20 protein-coding genes are annotated in these 19,982 nt (G+C 69.5%); 15 read left to right on the top strand and 5 right to left on the bottom strand.

The genetic code is table 11. The features are described 5' to 3' along the window. The first annotated feature begins 40 nt into the window (after positions 1-40). The 9 genes from Hrr1229_RS02385 (at position 41) to Hrr1229_RS02345 (ending at position 8,827) form a co-directional block, all read left to right on the top strand. On the top strand, positions 41-988 hold the full coding sequence (locus Hrr1229_RS02385) for a PhzF family phenazine biosynthesis protein (protein ID WP_123114374.1): 948 nt from the start codon (positions 41-43) through the stop codon (positions 986-988). A gap of 127 nt (positions 989-1,115) precedes the next feature. Next, positions 1,116-1,310: a hypothetical protein gene (locus tag Hrr1229_RS02380; protein WP_123114375.1), complete on the top strand. Its 195-nt coding sequence runs from the start codon at positions 1,116-1,118 to the stop codon at positions 1,308-1,310. A 78-nt stretch (positions 1,311-1,388) separates the two neighbouring features. Next, the gene (locus Hrr1229_RS02375) at positions 1,389-2,339 is read left to right on the top strand and encodes a calcium/sodium antiporter (protein WP_123114376.1); all 951 of its coding nucleotides are present in this window, start codon (positions 1,389-1,391) and stop codon (positions 2,337-2,339) included. A gap of 517 nt (positions 2,340-2,856) precedes the next feature. Next, complete coding sequence (locus Hrr1229_RS02370) at positions 2,857-4,356, top strand: D-aminoacyl-tRNA deacylase (RefSeq protein WP_123114377.1); 1,500 nt, start codon at positions 2,857-2,859, stop codon at positions 4,354-4,356. A gap of 110 nt (positions 4,357-4,466) precedes the next feature. Beyond that, positions 4,467-5,621, top strand: coding sequence for a cell division protein FtsZ (gene ftsZ / locus Hrr1229_RS02365; RefSeq protein ID WP_123114378.1), 1,155 nt, complete (start codon positions 4,467-4,469; stop codon positions 5,619-5,621). Positions 5,622-5,737: 116 nt separating this feature from the next. Further along, complete coding sequence (locus Hrr1229_RS02360) at positions 5,738-5,914, top strand: protein translocase SEC61 complex subunit gamma (protein ID WP_123114379.1); 177 nt, start codon at positions 5,738-5,740, stop codon at positions 5,912-5,914. Continuing rightward, the gene (locus tag Hrr1229_RS02355) at positions 5,914-6,366 is read left to right on the top strand and encodes a transcription elongation factor Spt5 (protein ID WP_008004357.1); all 453 of its coding nucleotides are present in this window, start codon (positions 5,914-5,916) and stop codon (positions 6,364-6,366) included. The genes Hrr1229_RS02360 and Hrr1229_RS02355 overlap by 1 nt, the downstream gene beginning before the upstream one ends. Before the next feature lie 114 nt (positions 6,367-6,480). Then, on the top strand, positions 6,481-7,443 hold the full coding sequence (gene artA, locus Hrr1229_RS02350; protein WP_123114380.1) for an archaeosortase A: 963 nt from the start codon (positions 6,481-6,483) through the stop codon (positions 7,441-7,443). Between the two features lie 118 nt (positions 7,444-7,561). Further along, a complete protein-coding gene (locus Hrr1229_RS02345) occupies positions 7,562-8,827 on the top strand; it encodes a DUF4010 domain-containing protein (RefSeq protein WP_123114381.1) in 1,266 nt (421 codons plus the stop codon). 34 nt (positions 8,828-8,861) lie between these two features. Here the strand turns inward: Hrr1229_RS02345 and Hrr1229_RS02340 are convergent, their stop codons facing one another. Beyond that, the gene (locus tag Hrr1229_RS02340) at positions 8,862-9,236 is read right to left on the bottom strand and encodes a CBS domain-containing protein (protein ID WP_123114382.1); all 375 of its coding nucleotides are present in this window, start codon (positions 9,234-9,236) and stop codon (positions 8,862-8,864) included. Positions 9,237-9,322: 86 nt separating this feature from the next. On the opposite strand from Hrr1229_RS02340, the gene Hrr1229_RS02335 reads away from it, so the two are divergent. Both Hrr1229_RS02335 and Hrr1229_RS02330 read left to right on the top strand, forming a co-directional pair. Next, positions 9,323-9,580, top strand: a complete 258-nt coding sequence (locus tag Hrr1229_RS02335; RefSeq protein ID WP_176329326.1) for a hypothetical protein — start codon at positions 9,323-9,325, stop codon at positions 9,578-9,580. After that, positions 9,570-9,797, top strand: a complete 228-nt coding sequence (locus Hrr1229_RS02330; protein WP_176329325.1) for a hypothetical protein — start codon at positions 9,570-9,572, stop codon at positions 9,795-9,797. Before Hrr1229_RS02335 ends, Hrr1229_RS02330 begins: the two co-directional genes overlap by 11 nt. A gap of 42 nt (positions 9,798-9,839) precedes the next feature. On the opposite strand, the gene Hrr1229_RS02325 is transcribed toward Hrr1229_RS02330, so the two are convergent. Further along, positions 9,840-10,229, bottom strand: a complete 390-nt coding sequence (locus tag Hrr1229_RS02325) for a CBS domain-containing protein (protein ID WP_123114383.1) — start codon at positions 10,227-10,229, stop codon at positions 9,840-9,842. Between the two features lie 79 nt (positions 10,230-10,308). Beyond that, the gene (gene dph5 / locus Hrr1229_RS02320; RefSeq protein ID WP_123114384.1) at positions 10,309-11,106 is read right to left on the bottom strand and encodes a diphthine synthase; all 798 of its coding nucleotides are present in this window, start codon (positions 11,104-11,106) and stop codon (positions 10,309-10,311) included. Between the two features lie 171 nt (positions 11,107-11,277). Here dph5 and Hrr1229_RS02315 point away from each other — a divergent pair, with 171 nt between their 5' ends. The 3 genes from Hrr1229_RS02315 to lrpA1 all read left to right on the top strand — a co-directional run bounded on the left by Hrr1229_RS02315 (position 11,278) and on the right by lrpA1 (position 14,672). Further along, positions 11,278-13,173: a 2-oxoacid:acceptor oxidoreductase subunit alpha gene (locus Hrr1229_RS02315; protein WP_123114385.1), complete on the top strand. Its 1,896-nt coding sequence runs from the start codon at positions 11,278-11,280 to the stop codon at positions 13,171-13,173. 3 nt (positions 13,174-13,176) lie between these two features. Then, a complete protein-coding gene (locus Hrr1229_RS02310; protein WP_123114386.1) occupies positions 13,177-14,115 on the top strand; it encodes a thiamine pyrophosphate-dependent enzyme in 939 nt (312 codons plus the stop codon). Positions 14,116-14,243: 128 nt separating this feature from the next. Continuing rightward, entirely contained in the window at positions 14,244-14,672 is a 429-nt protein-coding gene (gene lrpA1 / locus Hrr1229_RS02305; RefSeq protein ID WP_123114387.1) for an HTH-type transcriptional regulator LrpA1, read from the top strand. Positions 14,673-14,735: 63 nt separating this feature from the next. Here the strand turns inward: lrpA1 and Hrr1229_RS02300 are convergent, their stop codons facing one another. Then, complete coding sequence (locus tag Hrr1229_RS02300; protein WP_123114388.1) at positions 14,736-15,206, bottom strand: GNAT family N-acetyltransferase; 471 nt, start codon at positions 15,204-15,206, stop codon at positions 14,736-14,738. Positions 15,207-15,365: 159 nt separating this feature from the next. Continuing rightward, the gene (gene ileS / locus Hrr1229_RS02295) at positions 15,366-18,518 is read right to left on the bottom strand and encodes an isoleucine--tRNA ligase (RefSeq protein WP_123114389.1); all 3,153 of its coding nucleotides are present in this window, start codon (positions 18,516-18,518) and stop codon (positions 15,366-15,368) included. Between the two features lie 205 nt (positions 18,519-18,723). On the opposite strand from ileS, the gene Hrr1229_RS02290 reads away from it, so the two are divergent. Further along, a complete protein-coding gene (locus Hrr1229_RS02290) occupies positions 18,724-19,971 on the top strand; it encodes a carboxypeptidase regulatory-like domain-containing protein (protein WP_123114390.1) in 1,248 nt (415 codons plus the stop codon). The last annotated feature ends 11 nt before the right edge of the window (positions 19,972-19,982 follow it).

Raw genomic sequence — 19,982 nt, 5'->3', positions numbered from 1 at the left:
GCTCGGGACCCTTTTTTACGGCGCCCCACGAGGGTGACCCATGGAAACGCGACGCGCGCTGCTCGTCGACGCGTTCACGGACGAACCGCTGGCCGGGAACGTCGCCGGCGTGGTACCGGACGCCGCCGGACTGAGCGACGACCGCATGGAGAGGATCGCCGCCGAGCTCGGCGCCTCGGAGACCGCGTTCCTCTCCGAGCCGGACGCCGGGGGTAATGAGGCCGACGGCGACGCCGGCGCCGACGAGCGGGTCCGCTACTTCACCCCCTCGACGGAGGTCGACCTCTGCGGTCACGCCACGATCGCGAGCTACGCCGCGCTGTACGACGCCGGAGCGATCGACGCCGGCGAGCGCACCCTCCGGACGAACGTCGGCGACCTCTCGATCCGGGTCGACGAGGACGGTACGGTCTGGATGCGACAGAACCCGCCGACGGTCGAGCGGGTCGCCGAGGCCGAGCTCGGCGCCGACCGCCTCGGCGACGCGCTCGGGATCGACCCCGCCGCACTCCGGGACGTGGGCGCCGACCTCCCCGTCGCCGTCGCCTCGACCGGGCTCCCGTGGCTCGTCGTCCCTGTCAACTTCTTGGAGCGGCTCGGCGAGGCCGAGCCCGACGCGGCCGCGATCGAGGCGATCTCGAACGCACACGAGGTCGCCGGGATCTACGCGTTCACCTTCGACGCGCTCGAGGCGGAGTCGACGCTCCACGGCCGGGCGTTCGCGCCCGCGGTCGGCGTCGCCGAGGACCCCGTGACGGGCACGGCGAGCGGCGCGGTCGGGGCGTACCTGCGGACCGTCGACGCGTTCGACGGCGAGTTCCCCGACGAGCTCCGATTCGAACAGGGCCACTTCGTCGACCGCCCCGGGCACGTCAGGGTCCGGGTCGACGGTGAGGAGGTTCGGGTCGGCGGCCGTGCGGTCGTCTCCATGGAGGGCGAGCTGACGGTGCCGGAGGAGCCCGACGACGACGAGATCATCGAGGCGTGACGGGGTGAGCCCGCGCGACGCCGCCACCGTCGCCGAGCCGACCGTTTCGATCGCTATCGCCGGGCCGACCGTTTCGATCACTATCGTCGAGCCGAACGTTTAGGCCGTCTCGGGACGAACCCCTGACATGGAGTTCGACCTCCCACGGGCGGCGGCGCTGCTGGTACTGATCGTCGCGGTCGGCACCGCTGGACTGATCGGAAGCGGGATGATGCCGGTGCAGACCACCCTGATGATGGTCGTCCCGTCGATGCTGCTCTTCGGGGCGCTCGCGTTCGCCATCGGCGTGAAACACGGCCAGTTCCGGGCGACGCACGCCTGAGCCGGCGGACGGGCGACCGGCTTCTCCGACCGCTCCGAACCACGGCGCTTTTTAAAATGCCGACGACAATCGGGAGCCGTGTTGCTCGGGTCGCCGCTCACTGAACTGCTGCTCCTCGTCGGCGGTGCCGCCTTCCTCTACGCGGGCGCCGAGTTGCTCGTCAAGGGCGCCAGCGACCTCGCGCTCGCGGTCGGCCTGAAGGCGTCGACGGTCGGGGTCACCGTCATCGCGTTCGCGACGACCGCCCCCGAGCTGTTCGTCTCGCTGCTCGGCGCCGTGACCGTGTCGACGGACGTGGGGCTCGGGACCATTCTCGGATCGAACATCGCCAACATCGGGCTCGTGCTGGGCGTCTCCGCGCTGATCCGCCCGCTTGACGTCTCCCAGACGGTGTTCGAGCGCCACGTCCCGTTCATGGCCCTCGCTGCGCTGCTGCTCGTCGGCCTCGGCTGGAACGGCCGGATCGGTCGGCCGGGAGGGGTCCTATTGCTCGGCGTGCTCGTCGCGTTCACGGTCGTGGTCATGCGCCGGATTCGGCGGACGCAGTCCGGTATCTCCACCGCGGAGCGCGCGGAGATGCCGGACGCGAGCCTCCGCGACGTCGCCGCCGTGGTCGGCGGCATCGTCGCGTTGCTGCTCGGCTCGCAATGGCTGATCGACGGCGGGGAGTCGCTGCTCTCCGCGGCCGGCTTCTCCGACATCTTCATCGGGCTCACGGTGCTCGCGCTCGGCACCTCGCTCCCCGAGCTGGCGGCGAGCGTCGTCGCCGCCGTCCGCGGCGAGGCCGAGTTCAGCGTCGGCAACGTCGTCGGGTCGAACATCTACAACGTCCTCGCCGTCATCGGGATCATCGCCGTCATCCGACCGATCGGCGTAAGCCCGGGCGTCCGCGGCTTCGAGTTCCCCGCGCTCCTCGCTTTCACCGCCCTCTTCGTCGGGCTCATGTACCGCGGCCAGCGCCTCTCGCGCGTCGACGGCGCGGTCCTCATCGCCGCGTACGGCGTGTTCGCGTACCTGCTGTTCCCGTGAGCGCGCGGCAAATTCTCACCGGATCGGTAGCTGGCGACTGATGTTATTTATAAATAGAGCTGAGATTTTGCGGTGGCGTGCGCCTGCGAGCGGCCGACAGGCCGCGAGCAGACCGCACGAGGGAGTCAGTCGTCCGGAGCGAAGCGAAGGACGACTGACGAGGCTGGGGAGGTGTGAGGTGCGGTGCTGTGCGGGGCGGGGTGGGACTCAAAGGGGCAGTCGCGAGGGCGAAGCACGGCGACGAAAGCACCGGAGCGAAGGAGCGGTAGCGACTGAGCGAGGAGCGCATCGAGCCGCGCGAGCCGTCGCGGCTGGGGCTTTGGAGGTGTTCGCCGGCGTAGCGACTGCAACGGGGTATAGCCGAGCGGCTGGGGCTTTGGAGGTGTTCACCGTCGACCCACCAGCCATTACTTATAAACAAACGACTGTCGCCTCAGCCGCGCCAGTCGCCGATCACACACCCTCGTATCGCGCTCGAATCGACGCCTATTCGGCCGCCCGACCCCGACCGCAGTTCGTGATAGCGATCGTCGTCAGCCGGGCCGACAGCGCCTCCGAACACATCGGCGAGCGCCTGCTCGCGGTCGGCGACTGGGAGCGACGCGAGGACGAGACGCGCCCCGACGCCGCGGGCGGCGGGACCTACTACCGGACCGACGGGTTCGAGCTCCGGGAGTTCGACGAGCTACACATCGAACTCGACGACCCGGCGGTCGCGTTCGGAAGTGACGACGCGGCCGAACCGGATGACGCGACCGACCCGGATGACGCGACCGACCCGGACTTCCTCGTCTTCGTCTCCAGACACTCCGGGGAGACGGGGCGGCTCCTGACCGCCCACGTCACCGGGAACTTCGGCCCGGCGCCGTACGGCGGCGAGCCGGAGACGCTCGCGAACGCGGCCCCCGGCGCCGAGAAGCGCGTCGTCGAGGCGCTGGCGGCGCACGCCCCGGACGGGTACGACGTCGGCATCGAGTGCACCCACCACGGACCGACGGACGGCTCCGTCCCGTCGCTGTTCGTCGAGGTCGGCTCCGACGAGCCGCAGTGGGCGGACCCGGACGCGGCCGAGGCGGTCGCCAGGGCGGTCCTCGACCTGCGAGGCACCGGTCCGGACCTGGTCGACGGCGACTCAGACGACGCGGGCGACCCCGCTCCCCGCCACGTCGTCGGCTTCGGCGGCGGCCACTACGCGCCGCGGTTCACGCGGATCGTCCGCGACACCGCGTGGGCCGTGGGCCACGTCGGCGCCGACTGGTCGCTCGGCGAGATGGGCGCGCCCGAGGCGAACCGTGAGACGATCGAGCAGGCGTTCGCCCGCAGCCGCGCCGACCGCGCCGTGATCGAGGGCGACAGGCCCGAGCTCGCGGCCGTCGTCGAAGGGCTCGGGCACCGCGTGGTGAGCGAGACGTGGGTCCGCGAGGTCGGCGACCGCCCGCTCCCGCTGGTCGAGCGGCTGGAGCGCGACCTCGCGACCGTCGACGAGGGGCTTCGATTCGGCGACGTCGTTCCCGGGGACTCCGGCCCCGCGGAGTCGGGATCCGACGCGGTCTCGAACCCCGACGCGGGCTCCGCCCCCGACGCGGTCTCGATCCGCGAACTCCCGGACGCGCTCCTCGCTCGGGCGCAGGGGATCGACCCCGAGGCGACCCGCGACGCGGTGGCGGCGAACGCGGTCGCCTTCGACACCGAGCAGGCCGGCACCCGCGCGGCCGGAGCGGCCGCCTTCGCCGACGACCCGGACGCGCCGGGATACGCCGATCTTGTCGACGGCCTCGCGGCGGTGCTCGCGGGCGGATACGACGCGGTCGAGGTGGCGGAGGGCGCGGTCGTCGCCCGCGAGACCGCGTTCGACCCCGACCTTGCCCGGGACCGCGGCGTCCCCGAGGGGCCGGCGTTCGGTCGGCTCGCCGACGGCGAGTCCGTCGAGATCGACGGCGACACGGTGACGCCGGCCGACGTGTCGCGGGCGCGGACGGAGCGGTTCCCGGTCGACGCCGAAGACGTGGAAGAGTAAGCGTCGAAATCGACCCCGCTCCCGCGCGCTGGAGACGGTCTCTCGGCGTCCGACCCGCGTCAGACGATCGGGCAAAAATAAATACGTCCGGGTCGCAACCACACCACATAATGGACTCTATCGTAGAGGACGCCATCGACGAAGCCGAGGAATCCCCGGCGGACGACGCCGGGGAGGCCGGCGCCGGCGCGAGCGACGCGACTGCCGGCGCCCCGCCACAGTCCGGAACGATGACCGACGACGAGCTGGAGGACGTCCTCCAGGACCTCCAGACGAACATCACCGTCGTCGGCTGCGGCGGCGCCGGCGGGAACACCGTCAACCGGATGACCGAGGAGGGGATCCACGGCGCGAAGCTGGTCGCCGCCAACACCGACGTCCAGCACCTCGTCAACATCGAGGCCGACACGAAGATCCTCATGGGCCAGCAGAAGACTCAGGGACGCGGCGCCGGCTCCCTCCCGCAGGTCGGCGAGGAGGCCGCCATCGAGTCCCAAGAGGAGATCCAAGACGCCATCGACGGCTCCGACATGGTGTTCGTCACCGCCGGGCTCGGCGGCGGCACCGGGACCGGCTCCGCGCCGGTCGTCGCGAAGGCCGCCCGCGAGTCGGGCGCGCTCACCATCGCCATCGTCACGACTCCCTTCACGGCCGAGGGCGAGGTCCGACGGACGAACGCCGAGGCCGGCCTCGAGCGCCTCCGCGACGTGAGCGACACGGTCATCGTCGTCCCCAACGACCGCCTGCTCGACGCGGTCGGGAAGCTCCCGGTCCGACAGGCGTTCAAGGTGTCCGACGAGGTGCTGATGCGCTCGGTGAAGGGGATCACGGAGCTCATCACGATGCCCGGGCTGGTCAACCTCGACTTCGCCGACGTTCGCACGGTCATGGAGAAGGGCGGCGTCGCCATGATCGGCCTCGGCGAGTCCGACTCCGACTCGAAGGCGCAGGACTCCGTGAAGTCCGCGCTCCGCTCGCCGCTGCTCGACGTCGACATCTCCGGCGCGAACTCCGCCTTAGTTAACGTCACGGGCGGCACGGACATGTCCATCGAGGAGGCCGAGGGCGTCGTCGAGGAGATCTACGACCGGATCGACCCCGACGCCCGGATCATCTGGGGGACCTCGGTCGACGACGAGCTGGAGGGCGAGATGCGCACCATGATCGTGGTGACCGGCGTCGAGTCGCCGCAGATCTACGGCCGGAACGGCGAGCCGCCGGAGGGGGCGGCCGCGGAGATGGAAGACATCGACTACGTGGAGTGATCCGCCGCCGACGCGCACCGTCCCGATAGAGTTCCTGTTCGCCGTCCTCGCTCGCGGATTCGGAATCGCGTCGCATCAAAAGGTAAAAACCGTCTCGCCTCGAAGCGCGTCGTAACATGGACGTTCCGTACGACCTCAACAGCTACGTTCGGGTGCTGAAACTGGCGAGCACGCCGAGCACCGACGAGTTCCTCCAGGTGTCGAAGATCGCCGGCGCCGGCATCCTCCTCGTCGGCTTCATCGGCTTCCTGATGTTCGCGATCATGAGCCTCCTGCCGGGGGTCGGCGCCTGATGCCGATCTTCTCGGTCAAGACCACCGCGAGCCAGGAGCGGACCGTCGCCGACATGCTCGCGGAGAAGGAGATGCCGGAGATCCAGGCGGTCATCGCCCCCGACCAGCTCACGAGCTACGTGATGGTCGAGGCGACGGACGGCAGCGTGTTCGCCCGGATCCTCGACGAGATCCCGCACGCTCGCGGCGTCATTCAGGGCTCGGAGGGGCCGGCCGAGAGCCCCTTCTCCGAGGTCGAGCACTTCCTCTCGCCGACCCCCGACGTCGAGGGCATCGCCGAGGGCGACATCGTCGAGCTGATCGCCGGGCCGTTTAAAGGCGAGAAGGCCCGCGTCCAGCGCATCGACGAGGGGAAAGACCAGGTGACCGTCGAGTTGTACGAGGCGACCGTCCCGATCCCGGTCACCGTCCGCGGGGACCAGATCCGGGTGCTCGACTCCGACGAGCGCTGACGGCGCCGAACCGCGTTTCCCCTCTACTTCTTTTCGTTTTCCCCCGCTCGCATCTCCCCGACCGACCGTCGGCAACGACAAGGGCTTTATCCGACGACGACCGACGGTTCGGACATGTTCGGTCCCGGCGTGCCGGCGATCCTGAGCCTGATCCCCGACACGTTCACCTTCGCTTGGCTCGTCGCGATCCTCTTCGCCGCCGCGTGGCTGCTCGACAGTCGCGGGCTGGCGGCGGGTCGGTCGCTCGCGGCGGGCACGTGGGCGCTGTTCGGGCTGTTCTGGCTGACGACGGTGCCGTACTTCGCGTTCGAACACCAGAGCTACGTCGAGTCGATCCTCGCCTTGGTCGGCGTCCCGGCGTGCATCTACGCCGGCTACCTGCTGTACAACGGCCGCGCCTCGCTGTTCACGCTCACGCGGGCCATCTCGCTCATGCTGTTCATCTACCTCCCGTTCGAGACGATCCCGGCGTTCTCGGTCGCGGGCGTCGCCGTCCCCGAGCCGCGCCGGATCCTCATCGAGGCCGTCGCCACTCAGACCGGGTTCCTCATCGACCTGCTGGGCTACGCGCCGGAGCGCGTGACGAGCTACGAGGGGTACAACGCGGCGTACGCGTGGACGCTCGCCGACGGTCACACCGTCACGATCCACGTCGTGCTGGCGTGTACGGGGCTCGGGAGCATGGCGATCTTCGGCGGCCTCGTCGCCGCCGTGCAGGCGCCGCTCTCGCGCAAGCTCCGGGCGCTCGCGGTGTCGCTCCCGCTCATCTACGTGCTCAACATCCTCCGGACGACGTTCATCTCCGTCGTCGCGGGCAACCAGTACATGCAGTGGCAGACGGACCTCGTGCTCGCGATGTTCGGCGCGACCGACCCGTACCGGGTCTCCTTCCTCATCTCCGACCGGATCATGAGCCAGCTCCTCGCGGTCGTCGCGCTGATCGGGATCACGTTCCTCGCGGTGCGGGAGCTCCCGGAACTCGCCGTCATCCTCGAGGACGTCCTCTACCTGCTCACCGGGGAGGAACACGACCTGACCGAGTCGCTGGACCTCCCGCGCGAGCCGACGAATCGCTGACCCGCCGGCGGTCGGCGGGCATGCCAAACTATAGGGTCGGGTGCGCGAGACACCGGGGTATGCACGGGACGTCTCGGTCGGCGCGGCGGGACTGCCGGGCTCGGGGTGACCAGCCGTGGTGACCTCCGCGGCGGTCGGCGCGGCCCCCGTCGACCCCGTCGGCTACCTCCAGACTCCCGTCGCGAAGCTGGTGTTGGCGACCGCGCTCGGGATGTTCCTCGGACTCGAACGGGAGTGGTCCCACAAGTCGGCGGGGATCCGGACGTTCGCGCTGATCAGCCTCGCCGCCGCGGTGTTCTCGCTGCTCGGCGACGACGGGCTCCTGATCGTCGGCGGCGTGCTGATCGTCACCATCGCTGTCCTGCTGGCGGTGCGGAGCTTCGTCGAGCCCGACGTCGACGGCCTCTCGCTCACCACCTCCGTGTCGATGCTCGTCACGTACGGGGTGGGGGCGCTCGTCGCCGAGGAGTTCTTCATCGAGGCGGTGACGGTGGCGATGCTCTCCTCGCTGCTGCTCGTGTTGAAGCGGGAGCTCCACCAGTTCGCGTGGGGGCTCTCCCGGGAGGAGGTCCGCAGCGCGGTGGAGTTCACGATCCTCGCGTTCGTCGTCTTCCCGCTGCTCCCGGCGGAGACGGTCGACCCGTGGGGCGCGGTCCAGCCGCGGCTGATCTGGTCGCTCGTCGTCGCCGTCAGCGCCATCGGCTTCGTCAACTACGTGCTCGTGAAGCGGTACCAGGGGCGCGGCTACGCGGTCACCGGCTTCTTCGGCGGGCTCGTGAACTCGACGGCGGTCGTCGCCGAGATGGCGAAGCGGGCGAAGGGGAAGGCGGACTTACTCGACATCGCGGTCGGGTCGATCCTGCTGGCGAACGCCGCGATGGCGCTCAGAAACGCCGCGGTCGTCGCCGCCTTCGTCCCGGAGGCCGCCCTGGTGGTCGGCGCGCCGCTCGGCGCGGTCACCCTCGCCGGCGTGCTCATCGCCGTGTGGCGCAGCGACTGGCGGACGACGTTGGAGGCGGAGCTCACCTCCCCGTTCAGCCTCCGGAACGCCCTGACGTTCGGCGCGCTGTTCGTCGCGGTGCTCTTGGTCTCCGCCGGCGCGGAGCGGGCCTTCGGTGCGGGCGGGTTCGTCGCCACGTCGTTCCTCGCGGGGCTCGTCTCCTCCGGGAGCGCGACGGCGACCGCCGTCTCGCTGCTCGGTACCGGACAGATAACGGTCGACACCGCGGTCGGAGGCGTCGTCGCCGGAACGGCGGCGAGCATCCTGGTCAAGACCGCGTTCGCGGCGAGCATCGCGCGCGAACTGGTCCGACCGGTCCTGCTCTGGAACCTCGTGCTGATCGCGGTCGGGGTCGCGGTCGGCGTCCCGCTGCTCCTGTTTTAACAGAGAGCCCGGCGTTTTTCGCGCGCTCCGCGACTCACGAGAGCTGTGCCGCCACGTCGGTCGACGAGACCATGCCCACGTAGTCGTCGTCGACGACGGGCAGGTGTTTGACGCCGTACATCGTCATCATCGCGGCGACCTCCTCCATCATGAGGTCCGGCGTCACCGTCTCGACGTTCTCGGTCATCACGTCGCGGACGACGGCTTCGTCGAGGTCGCGGCCGTCGGCGACGGCGCCGATGATGTCGCTCTGCGTGACGATACAGCCGCCGCCCGTCGTCACGACGAGCGCGCTGATGTCGTCGTCGGCCATCCGACGCGCGGCCTCGCGGAGCGGTTCGCTCGCGCCGATCGTCTCCAGCGGCGTCGACATGACCTCGCTGACGCGGGTCCGGTCGTTCAGATCCATACCATGTCGTGTGCTACCGATTCTGATTACTCTTCCGGTGCGGCGCTCGAACGAGCATATATACGCGTTCGTGCCTGTATGTGTGTATGGCCGGAGTTCTCAGTTCGTTGGACGATTTCGGGACGCGGTCGTTACTCACGCACGCCATCATGTCGGTGACGCTCCCGTTGGGATTCCTCATCGGACTCACTGTGGACTCACAGCTCGGGCTGGTGTCGTTCGTCGCGCTGTTGAACTTCACCGCGGGGATGTGGATCTGCCAGTCCATCCACTCGCTCGGCGCGGAGGCGAGCGAGGACGGCTACGACGGCGTCATTAACGAGCTCAGAACCTATGTCAGGTGACGACGGGCTCGACGCCGGGCGGTTCGGGCGTCTCCTGCTACTGATCGGATTCGTCACGGCGGTCTCGCTGCTGACGTCTGCGCGAGTCCTCCCGAGCGACCTGTTCTCCGTCGCCGTCGTCGCTATCGGGAGCATCGCGCTCGTCACCGCGATCATCGGCTTCCTGATCGCGGCGGGCGCGACGTACGACGAACAGGTGGCCGACGCGAACCGCTGATCGGCGACCGGGCGACCTGCCGTCGCCCGGGGAGAGACGCCGTCAGCGACGGTGTTCCGAGAGGTACGTCGTCAGGTCGGTCGCCGAGACCATCCCGACCAGCTGATTGTCCGCGTTGACGACCGGCAGGTGCGTGTACCCCCGGTCCGTCGGCGCCGCGAGCTCCTCGACGGAGTCGTCGGGGGAGACGGTGACGACGTCCGTCGTCATGAACGCCTCGACCGGCGTCTCGTCCTCCGGGTCGTTCCGCCGGACGAGCGAGACGAAGTCCGTCGCGGTGATCAGCCCGGCCAGGCGCCCGCCGTCGTCGACGACGAGGAGGGAACTCACCCCGGTCTCCAGCATGCGGCTCGCCGCGTCCGCGGCGGCCGCTCCCGGGGCGATCGTGACGAGGTCGGTCGACATCAGGTGCTCGACGGGAACGTCTGTCATGGACGATAATGACGCGGGACGGGGATATCAAACGACCGGTCGGTCGGAGACGCCCCTCGGCGCGCTCGCTCGCCGAGGCTCACTCTTCCACGAGCTCTCGCGGGGCCCCGGCCAGCCCGGCCAGCGCGTCGGCCTCGACGTGGTGGAGGTCGCCGGGGACCACGAGGAGGTGAAGCGGGTCGCCGAACTCGCGGTCGGCCAGCGCGCTCAGTCGGTCGGCGGCGACCACCGCGTCGGGCGAGCCGGCGCGGGCGACGACGACGGCGAGCTCGTCGCGCCAGCCCTCGGCGAGCAGTCCGGCGGCGGCGTCGGCGGTCATGTACTCCTCGTGGTCCGGGTCGGGACCGGACGGGCCGGTGCCCACCTTGATGTCGAGGTAGACGACGGTGTGGAGCCCGCGCTCGCGGTTCGCCTCGATGGTCTCGACCACGCTCCCCGGGACGTCGTCGCCGCCGTGGGCGTACGGGAACGGGAGCGTCGTCGCCTTGCCGAACCGGTAGTTCTGGAGGCCGGTGAGACTCGACGCGGCCGACTGGGCCGTCACCCCGTGGATCACGCGGGTGTCGATCCCGCGCTCCTCGGCGCGCAGCCGGAGGTCCGTGTGCGTCGTCGAGATCATCGTGTCGCCGGCGGTGCAGAAGACGACGTCGCCCTCGGCGGCGGCCGCGAGGATCGGCTCCGGGTCCTGCTCGACTCCCTCGCGGGCGCGGACCTCGATCTCGGCGTCGTGGTACGCTTCCAGCTCGTCGACGTCGGCGCCGACCAGCCTGCTGGTGTAGAACTCGGCGAAGACGCGGTCCGCGTCGCGCAGCGCCTCGCGTCCCTCGACGGTGACCGACCGCTCGTCGTAGAGGCCGAGCCCGATGAACGTGAGCATATCCCCCGTCGGAGGGGCCGCGATTAAAACTGCGCGGAACGAACCGCCGGCCCGCAAAGGCGGGTCGCGCCCGCGGATCTTTCATGATTGTTCCTTGTGATTCCATAGCAAGCCCTAAGAGGTAACCACCACAACTTCTGGTCACAGGCCCTCACGGGCTCACATACCACTATGACTGACGACGAACTCATCTGGCGAATATCGGGGGGATCCGGCGACGGGATCGCTTCGACGAGCCAGAACTTCGCAAAGGCCTTGATGCGATCGGGGCTCAACGTGTTCACGCATCGCCACTACCCGTCCCGCATCCGGGGCGGTCACACGTACACCGAGGTCCGCGCGTCGGCGGACCCGGTGAACTCCCGCGGTGACGGCTACAACTTCCTGCTCGCGCTCGGCGACTCGTTCGCCCGCAACCCGCAGGAGGAGGCTGTCTACGGGAACGAGGAGATCAAACCGCTCTCGGAGAACCTCGACGAGCTCCGCGAGGGCGGCGTCATCGTCTACGACGAGGGCCTCCTCGACACCGCCGAGATCCCGAACTTCGACGAGCGGGCCGAGGAGAACGACTGGCACGTATACCCCCTCGACCTCCGCGGGCTCGCCCGCGACATGGGTCGCGAGGTCATGCGCAACACCGCCGGCGTCGGCGCGACCTGCGCGCTGACCGGCATGGAGCTCGACCACGTCGAGGACCTGATGCGCGACGCGATGCCGGAGAAGATCCTCGACCCGAACTTGGAGATTCTCGAGACCGCTTACAATCAGGTCCTCGAGGAGTACGACGCCGACGCACCGGACGTCAGCGTCCCGACCGGCGAGCATGACGAGACCCAGCTGCTCATGTCCGGCTCGGACGCCATCTCCTACGGCGCCATCGACGAAGGCTGCCGGTTCATCGCCGGCTACCCCATGACGCCGTGGACCGAGGTGTTCACCATCATGACGAAGCACCTGCCGAAGGTCGGCGGGATCTCCGAGCAGGTCGAAGACGAGATCGCGGCGGCCGCGCTGGCGGTCGGCGCCTCGCACGCCGGCGTGAAGGCCATGTCCGGCTCTTCCGGCGGCGGGTTCGCGCTGATGTCCGAGCCGCTCGGGCTCGCGGAGATGACGGAGACGCCCGTCGTCCTCGTCGAGGCCATGCGCGCCGGCCCCTCGACCGGGATGCCGACGAAGCCGGAGCAGTCCGACCTCGAGCACGTCCTGTACACCTCGCAGGGCGACTCCCAGCGTGTCGTCTTGGCGCCCGGCACCGTCGAGGAGGCGTACGAGCAGTCGCGGATCGCCTTCCGGCTGGCCTACGAGTACCAGATCCCGTCGATCCTCCTGTACGACCAGAAGCTCGGCGGCGAGATGACGAACGTCCCCAAGAGCCACTTCGACCGCGAGCCGAACCCGACGCTCGGGAAGACCCTGAGCGAGGACGCGCTCGCCGACGAGCCGCACTCGGCCGACGGGAAGTTCCACCGGTTCCAGCACGACGTCGAGGACGGCGTCTCCCCGCGGTCGATCCCCGGCCAAAAGGGCGGCCGCTTCCTCGCGACCGGCAACGAGCACGACCCGACCGGCCACATCGCCGAATCGCCGGACAACCGCGTCGCGCAGATCGACCGGCGGACGCAGAAGCTGGAGGCCATCCGCGCCGACCTCGACACGGTCGACACGGGCTCGTACGCCGGTCCCGACGACGCCCAGTACGGCATCCTCACCTTCGGGAGCCAGCAGGGCACCGTCGAGGAGGCGGTCGGGCGCCTCAACGACGCCGGCGTCTCCGTGAAGTCGTACGGGGTCTCGGACATGGCGCCGTTCCCGACCGAGCAGGTCGAGGCGTTCGTCGAGAGCGTCGACGAGGTCCTCGTCGTCGAGATGACCGCCTCGGGACAGTTCCGCGGGCTCGTCCAGAAGCACCTCGGCCGCTACGGCGAGAAGCTGTCGAGCCTGCTGAAGTACAACGGGAACCCGTTCGAGCCGGCGGAGATCGTCGACGGGTTCGAGGCCGCGGTCGTCGAGGGCGACGGCGACGCGTCCGGCCATCAGACCACCTTCGTCCCAGCCGCAGGTGATTAATCAATGAGCACGTTTTCAGCGATCGGAGAGGAGCGGGAGATCGACCGCGACGAGTACACCCCCGGCGTCGAGCCGCAGCCGACGTGGTGTCCGGGCTGCGGTGACTTCAGCGTCCTGAAGGCGCTCAAGCAGGCGCTTCCGGAGGTCGGGCGCACGCCCGAGGAGACCCTGCTGTGCACCGGGATCGGCTGTTCCGGCAAGCTGAACAGCTATCTCGACACGTACGGGTTCCACACGATCCACGGGCGCTCGCTGCCCGTGGCCCGCGCCGCGAAGCTCGCCAATCCCGACCTCGAAGTCATCGCCGCCGGCGGCGACGGCGACGGCTACGGGATCGGCGGGAACCACTTCATCCACACGGCCCGGGAGAACCACGACATGACGTACATCGTCTTCAACAACGAGATCTTCGGGCTCACGAAGGGGCAGACCTCCCCGACGAGCCCGAAGGGCCACAAGTCGAAGACGCAGCCGTCCGGCAGCGCCAAGGAGCCGATCAAGCCGCTCTCGATGTCGCTGAACGCCGGCGCCTCCTACGTCGCCCGCACCGCCGCGGTCAACCCCAATCAGGCGAAGGAGATCCTCATCGAGGCGATCGAGCACGACGGGTTCGCGCACGTCGACTTCCTCACCCAGTGTCCGACCTGGAACAAGGACGCGCGCCAGTACGTCCCGTACATCGACGTCAACGAGTCCGACGACTACGACTTCGACAAGACGGACCGCGTCGAGGCCGCGGAGATGATGCGCGAGACCGAGGAGTCGCTCTACGAGGGCGAGGTCCTCACCGGTCGCTTCTACGTCGACGAGGACCGCCCGTCCTACGGCGCGGAGAAGCAGTCGATCGGCGAGATGCCCGAGGAGCCGCTGGCCGAGCGCTACTGGGACGACGACTACGAGTGGGAGCGCTCGCACGACCAGTTCCTCGACAAGCACGCCTGAGGTCTCGGCAAGCGCGTCTGAGGCGGTCGTAGACCGGGATCGCCGCCCGATCCCGGAACGGTTCGTCGTCTGTTCGTCTCTTTTTTCGGTTCGCAAGGTATTTTTTCCGTGGTGACAAAGAGTCGGGTATGAGTACGGTATCGACGGAAGAGCGGATCCTGTCGGTGTTAGAGGAGGACGCGCAGGCCTCCTGCGCGGAGATCGCCGACCGGGCCGACGTCTCGAAACCGACGGTGCGCAAGTATATCGACCGCCTCGAGGAGAGGGGCGTGATCGTCGGGTACTCGGCGGAGGTCGACCCGAAGAAGCTCTCGTCGCAGTCGATCGCCATGGTCGGGATGGACGTCGACTCCGGGAAGTACGTGGGGGCGACCCGCGAGCTGAAAGAGCTCGAGGAGGTGCAGGCGCTGTACACCTCCTCGGGCGACCACATGCTGATGGCCGAGGTGCGCGCCGGCGACGGCGACGAGCTCGGCGACGTCATCTCCGAAAAGCTGCTGGCGATCGACGGCGTCACCGCCGCGCACCCCTCGTTTCTGCAGGAGCGTCTGAAGTGAGGCCGGGGCGGCCGACCGGTTCGGCACCGCGGAGCGTCTTTTAAAAGTAGCGCGACCGACGCGTCACCGGAGCTCGCACGCGTCGGCGACGACTATCGATTCGTCGCCGGCGTGGCCCCGCCGGGTCCCGCGCGGGCTGAACCCGTGCGCGGCGAAGAACTCCTGCGCGCCGGGGCTGTCGGCGGGGACGCTCGCCCGGAGCGTGTCGACGTCGCGGTCGGTCACCGACGACGCGACGCGAGAGAGCAGTTCGGCGGCGACTCCCTCGCCCGCGTGGTTCGGATGGACCCACAGCGCGAGCAGCTCCGCCTCCGTTCCCTCGGCGTCGGGATGCGCGATGGCGACGCCGACGGGACCGTCCTCGTCCTCCATCAGGAACGACCACTCCGCCTCCGCGGCGGCCTCGCGGACGCCGGCGGCGGACACGTCCAGAAGAGGGGATCCGATGTCGTCGAAGACGGTCGCCTCGCGGGCACGCGAGACCGCCGTCCGTAGCGTCTCCGCGTCGTCGGGCCGCGCCGCCCGGACATGCATGGGTAACCATGAGTAAAGAACTCACCTATAGGTTTCGGGACGAGAATTGTTGGCACATTACCGGCGGTGCGAACGCAAAGCGCGATCAGTTTCGCGGCCGGTCCGTCTGCCGCGCGACTGACGGGCACCTTCCGCGATCGAACCCGTGCGAACGGCGTCCTACGCGACCGGCTCGATCCCGATCGTCACGACGACGTCCTCGACGTCCCACTCCTCGACGAGGCCGTCCCCGTCGTCGGCCGCGTCGCTCGGGTCGTCGAGCCACTCGTCGGCGCGCACCTCGCCGGCGATCAGGTCGGCGTGCTCGTCGACGAAGCCGGCGATCCGGTCGTCGTCGACGGCGACCCCCACGCGGATCCGCGCCTCGACGTCTAAGTCGAGCTCCTTGCGCATCTCCTGGATCCGGCGGATCACGTCGCGGGCGTACCCCTCCGACTCGATTTCGGGGGTGAGCGACGTGTCGACGTAGACGGTGCCGCCCTCGAAGTCGGCGCCGGAGACGTTCTCCGGCGGTTCGGCGACGTACTCGACCATCGCGTCGTCGAGGTCGACGGGCTCGCCGTCGACGGTCACCTCGCCGCCCTCGACCGCCGCGCGGGTCGCGCCCTGCACCGCGTCCATCACCTTCTGGGCGTCGGCGCCGAAGGCGGGGCCGATCTCGGCCATCTGCGGCTCCGCGGTCTCGACGAGCTCGTCGAACGCGGCGGTGACGGTCACCTCGCGGGCGTTGACGCGCTCGCCGATCAGGTCGGCGAGGCGCTCGACCGCGGCGGTCACCTCGTCGTCGTCGCTCTCGACGACCACGCGCGGCACGGGCCAGCGGAGCTTGCGGCCCGCCTGCTGGCGGGCGTTCGCCGCGGCCTCCTCGACGTCGCGGAGGACGGCCACGTCGCGCTCCAGATCGGGATCGCGGAGCCCGTCGTCGGGCTCCGGGTAGTCGAGCTGGTGGACGGTGGTCGCCGACCCGTCGAGCGTCTGGTACATCCGCTCGGTCATGTACGGGGCGATCGGGGCCAGCAGCCGGACCACCTCGTCGAGGACGGTCGCGAGCGTCGCGTAGGCGCCGCGCTTCGACGCGGAGTCCGCCTCCTCCCACATCCGGTCGCGGACGGCCTTCACGTAGAACCGCGAGACGTCCTGCGTGACGAACTCGATGACGGCGTTGACCGCGTCGCTGACGCGGTAGTCGGCCCACGCCTCGGTCACCTCGGTCTCGACGGACTGGAGCCGGGAGAGCACCCACTCGTCGACGAGCTCTAACTCGCCGTCCGAGAGGTCGGCCTCCGCGGGGTCGTAGCCGTCCAGGTCCATGTACTCCAGCGGGAAGCGGAACACGTTCCAGAGGATGTTGAGTTTCCCCTGCAGCTCGCCGAGCCCGTCCCACTCGAACGCGAGGTCGACCCCCTGCTGGTCGTGGCTGAGGAGGTACGTGCGGAGCGGGTCGCGGCCGGCGCGCTCGATCGCCTCCTCCGGAGTGACGATGTTGCCGACCGACTTCGACATCTTGCGGCCGTCCTCGTCGTTGGCGAACCCGTGCATCAGCACCTCCTCGTAGGGGACCTCGCCGACTGCGGCGGTTCCCATGCCGAGCTGCGACCAGAACCAGCCGCGGGTCTGGTCGTGCGCCTCGACGATGAGGTCGGCGGGCCACAGCTCGTCGTGGGCCTCCTCCTCGGACGGGTAGCCGAGCGTGCCCCAGCTGGCGACCGACGAGTCGAGCCACACGTCGAACACGTCCTCGACGCGGCGGTACGTGACGCCGTTTTCGACGATCGTCAGGTCGTCGACGGCGGGGCGGTGGAGGTCGATCGAGTCGGGGTCGATGTCCTCCTCGACGCGCTCGGCGAGCTCCTCGCGGGTGCCGATCACGATCATGTCCTCGTCGAGGTTCCCCGCCTCGGCGTCATCGGGCACCCAGATCGGGATCGGGACGCCCCAGTAGCGCTGCCGGGAGACGTTCCAGTCGGGCGCGTCCTCGATGAAGTCGCGGAACCGGTTGTCCCGGGCCCACTGGGGGTGCCACTCGGACTCCTCCATGTTGTCGAGGAGGTCATCCTTCACGTCCGTGATCGAGATGAACCACTGGTCGGTGACCAGCTGGATGATCCCGGTGTCACAGCGCCAGCAGTGGCCGTAGCTGTGGTCGACGGTGCCGTGCGCGAGCATGTGGCCGTCGGCGACGAGGTCCTCGACGATGTCGTCGTTGGCGTCGCGCACGAACTGGCCGGCGTACTCGCCGGCCGCCTCGGAGAACTCGCCGTTGGGGCCGACGGGGCAGTAGATGTCGAGTCCCAGCTCCGTGCCGCGGTGGAAGTCCTCCTCACCGTGACCCGGCGCGGAGTGGACGAGCCCGGTGCGGTCGGCCTCGACGTAGTCGGCGGCGTACACCCGGCCGGCGCCCTCGAAGTCGGGGTACTCGGCGACGTGGTCGGCGAGCGGGTGGTCGTACGCCCAGCCGACGAGCTCGTCGCCCGTGAGCTCGGCCTCGACCTCGTACGACTCGTAGCGGCCCTCCTGGAGCACGTCCTCGACGCACTCGGCGGCGACGTAGAGCAGCTCCTCCTCGCCGTCCCGCTCGGCGCGGACCGCGTTGTAGGTGAGATCCTCGTCGACGGCGACGAAGGTGTTGGCGGGGATCGTCCACGGCGTCGTCGTCCAGATGACGAGGCTGCCCTCGCGGTCGGCGAGCGGGAATTTCACGTAGATCGAGGGGTCTTCGACGTCCTCGTACTCGACCTCGTTGTTGGCGAGCCCGGTCTCGCAGCGCGGGCACTGCGAGATGGAGCGCTTCCCCTGCTCGACGAGCCCGTTGTCGGCGACGTTCGAGAACGCCCACCACGCGGCCTCCATGTACTCGGGGTCGATCGTCTCGTAGGGGTCCTCGAAGTTCATCCAGACGCCGATGGATTTGAAGTCCTCGTCCATCGCCGCGCGGTTGGTGACGGCGAACTCCTTGCACTTCTCGATGAACGACTCCATCCCGTACTCTTCGATGTCCCGCTTGTTCTCGAAGCCGAGCTCCTCCTCGACTTTCACCTCGATCGGGAGCCCGTGCATGTCGTAGCCCGGGCGGTCGGTGACGCGGTGGCCGGTCATCCGCTTGTGGCGGATGATCGCGTCTTTCAGCGTCTTGTTCCACGCCGTGCCGAGGTGCATCTGCCCGGAGGTGTACGGCGGCCCGTCCACGAAGAAGAAGGGCGGGTCGTCGGCGTGCGCCTCCTTCGCCGCCTCGTACGCGTCCGCGTCGTCCCAGTACTCGTCGACCGCCGACTCGACGTCCGCGGGCGCGTACTGGTCGTCGATATCGTCCATATCCGTTGGTCTTCGCGCGCGTATTTGAATACGGCGGAGTCGGGGTCGGGACCGGCGACGGAGCGGGGGGCTGGACCGCGGCGGAGTCGGGGTTGGAGCCGACGGCGGACCCGCTGTCCGTGAGGGAAGAACCGAGGGAAACGGCGCGCTTTCCCGAGTAATTGGCCCATAGCAATATACTGCCGGAACCCATATCTCCATATGCATGAATTTCACACGCGCGGCGCTCGTCGGGGTGGCTGTACTGTTCGTCGCGACCGTCGCGATCGGCGGCGCGGCCGGTCAGGGCGCCGACCCGGTGACCCTCACCGTCGCCGTCGTCGACCAAGATGGCGACGCCGTCGGCGGCGTGACCGTCGAGGCGACGTGGGAGACCGACTCGGGCGAGGCGGGGACCGCGTCGGGAACGACGGCGAGCAACGGGAAGGTGTTCCTCGACGTCCCCGAGGGGTCGAGCGTCGAGCTGGACGTCGACGACGACACCTACGTCCGGAACCGGCCGCTCGAGGTCGATAACGCGACCGCGAGGGACGTGGAGCTCGGCGTCACTCGGAGCGGGACCGCGACGGTGACGGTCCTCGACGGCGAGAACCGGTCGCAGGCCGGCGCGAGCGTGGTCGTCCGCGAGGACGGGCGAACGGTCGACCGCGGGGAGACCGGCTCGGACGGGACCTACGAGACGGCCCGCCTCGAGCGCGGCGCGTACAACGTCACGGTCGTGAAGCCAGGCTACTACGAGACGGAGCGCGAGGTGACGGTGTCGCTGAACACGGAGGAGACCGTCAGGATCGAGCGGGGCACCGTGACGCTCGACGTCCGCACCTTCGACGACCACTTCGACCCGCCCCGGCGGATCGATGACGGATCGGTTCGGCTGGTCTCGTCGGTCTACGACGCCGAGGTGACGGTGACGGAGGGGACGGCCTCGCTCAACGTACCCGTGAACACCGCCTACACGGTCGAGATCGTCAAAGACGGGTACGACGCCTCGTCCGAGCGGATCAGGGTGCGGGAGTCCCCGGCGACCGTGAACGCCACGGCCCAGCGGACCCCCACGCTGTCCGTCACGCCGGCGAACGACCGCGTCCTCGTCGGGGAGACGACTCGCGTGACGGTGCGGAACGCGTACGGCGAGCCGGCGGCCGGCGCCGCGGTCGAGGTCGACGGCGAGGACGTCGGCGAGACGGACGCCCGGGGCGAGGTCGACGTGGAGATCTCGTCCGCCGGCGACCGAACGATCGTCGCGCGGGACGGCGACGTCGAGTCCGACCCGGTGACCGTCGAGGGCGTCGACACCGCGTCCGAGGCCGATCCGGGCGCGAACGGGTCGAACGCTACCGGCGACGACGGTTCCGGGGACACCGACGACGGCGCTCCCGGCTTCGGCGTCGTCGCCGCGGTCCTCGCGGTCCTCGCGGCGGCCGCCGCCGCGGGTCGGTATCGCGGTCGCTGAGGAGGTCGCGG

It is taken from the genome of Halorubrum sp. CBA1229 (assembly GCF_003721435.2).
Lineage (GTDB): Archaea > Halobacteriota > Halobacteria > Halobacteriales > Haloferacaceae > Halorubrum.
The sequence above is the reverse complement of the archived record's forward strand: the minus strand, read 5'-3'. Positions and strand labels throughout refer to the sequence as shown.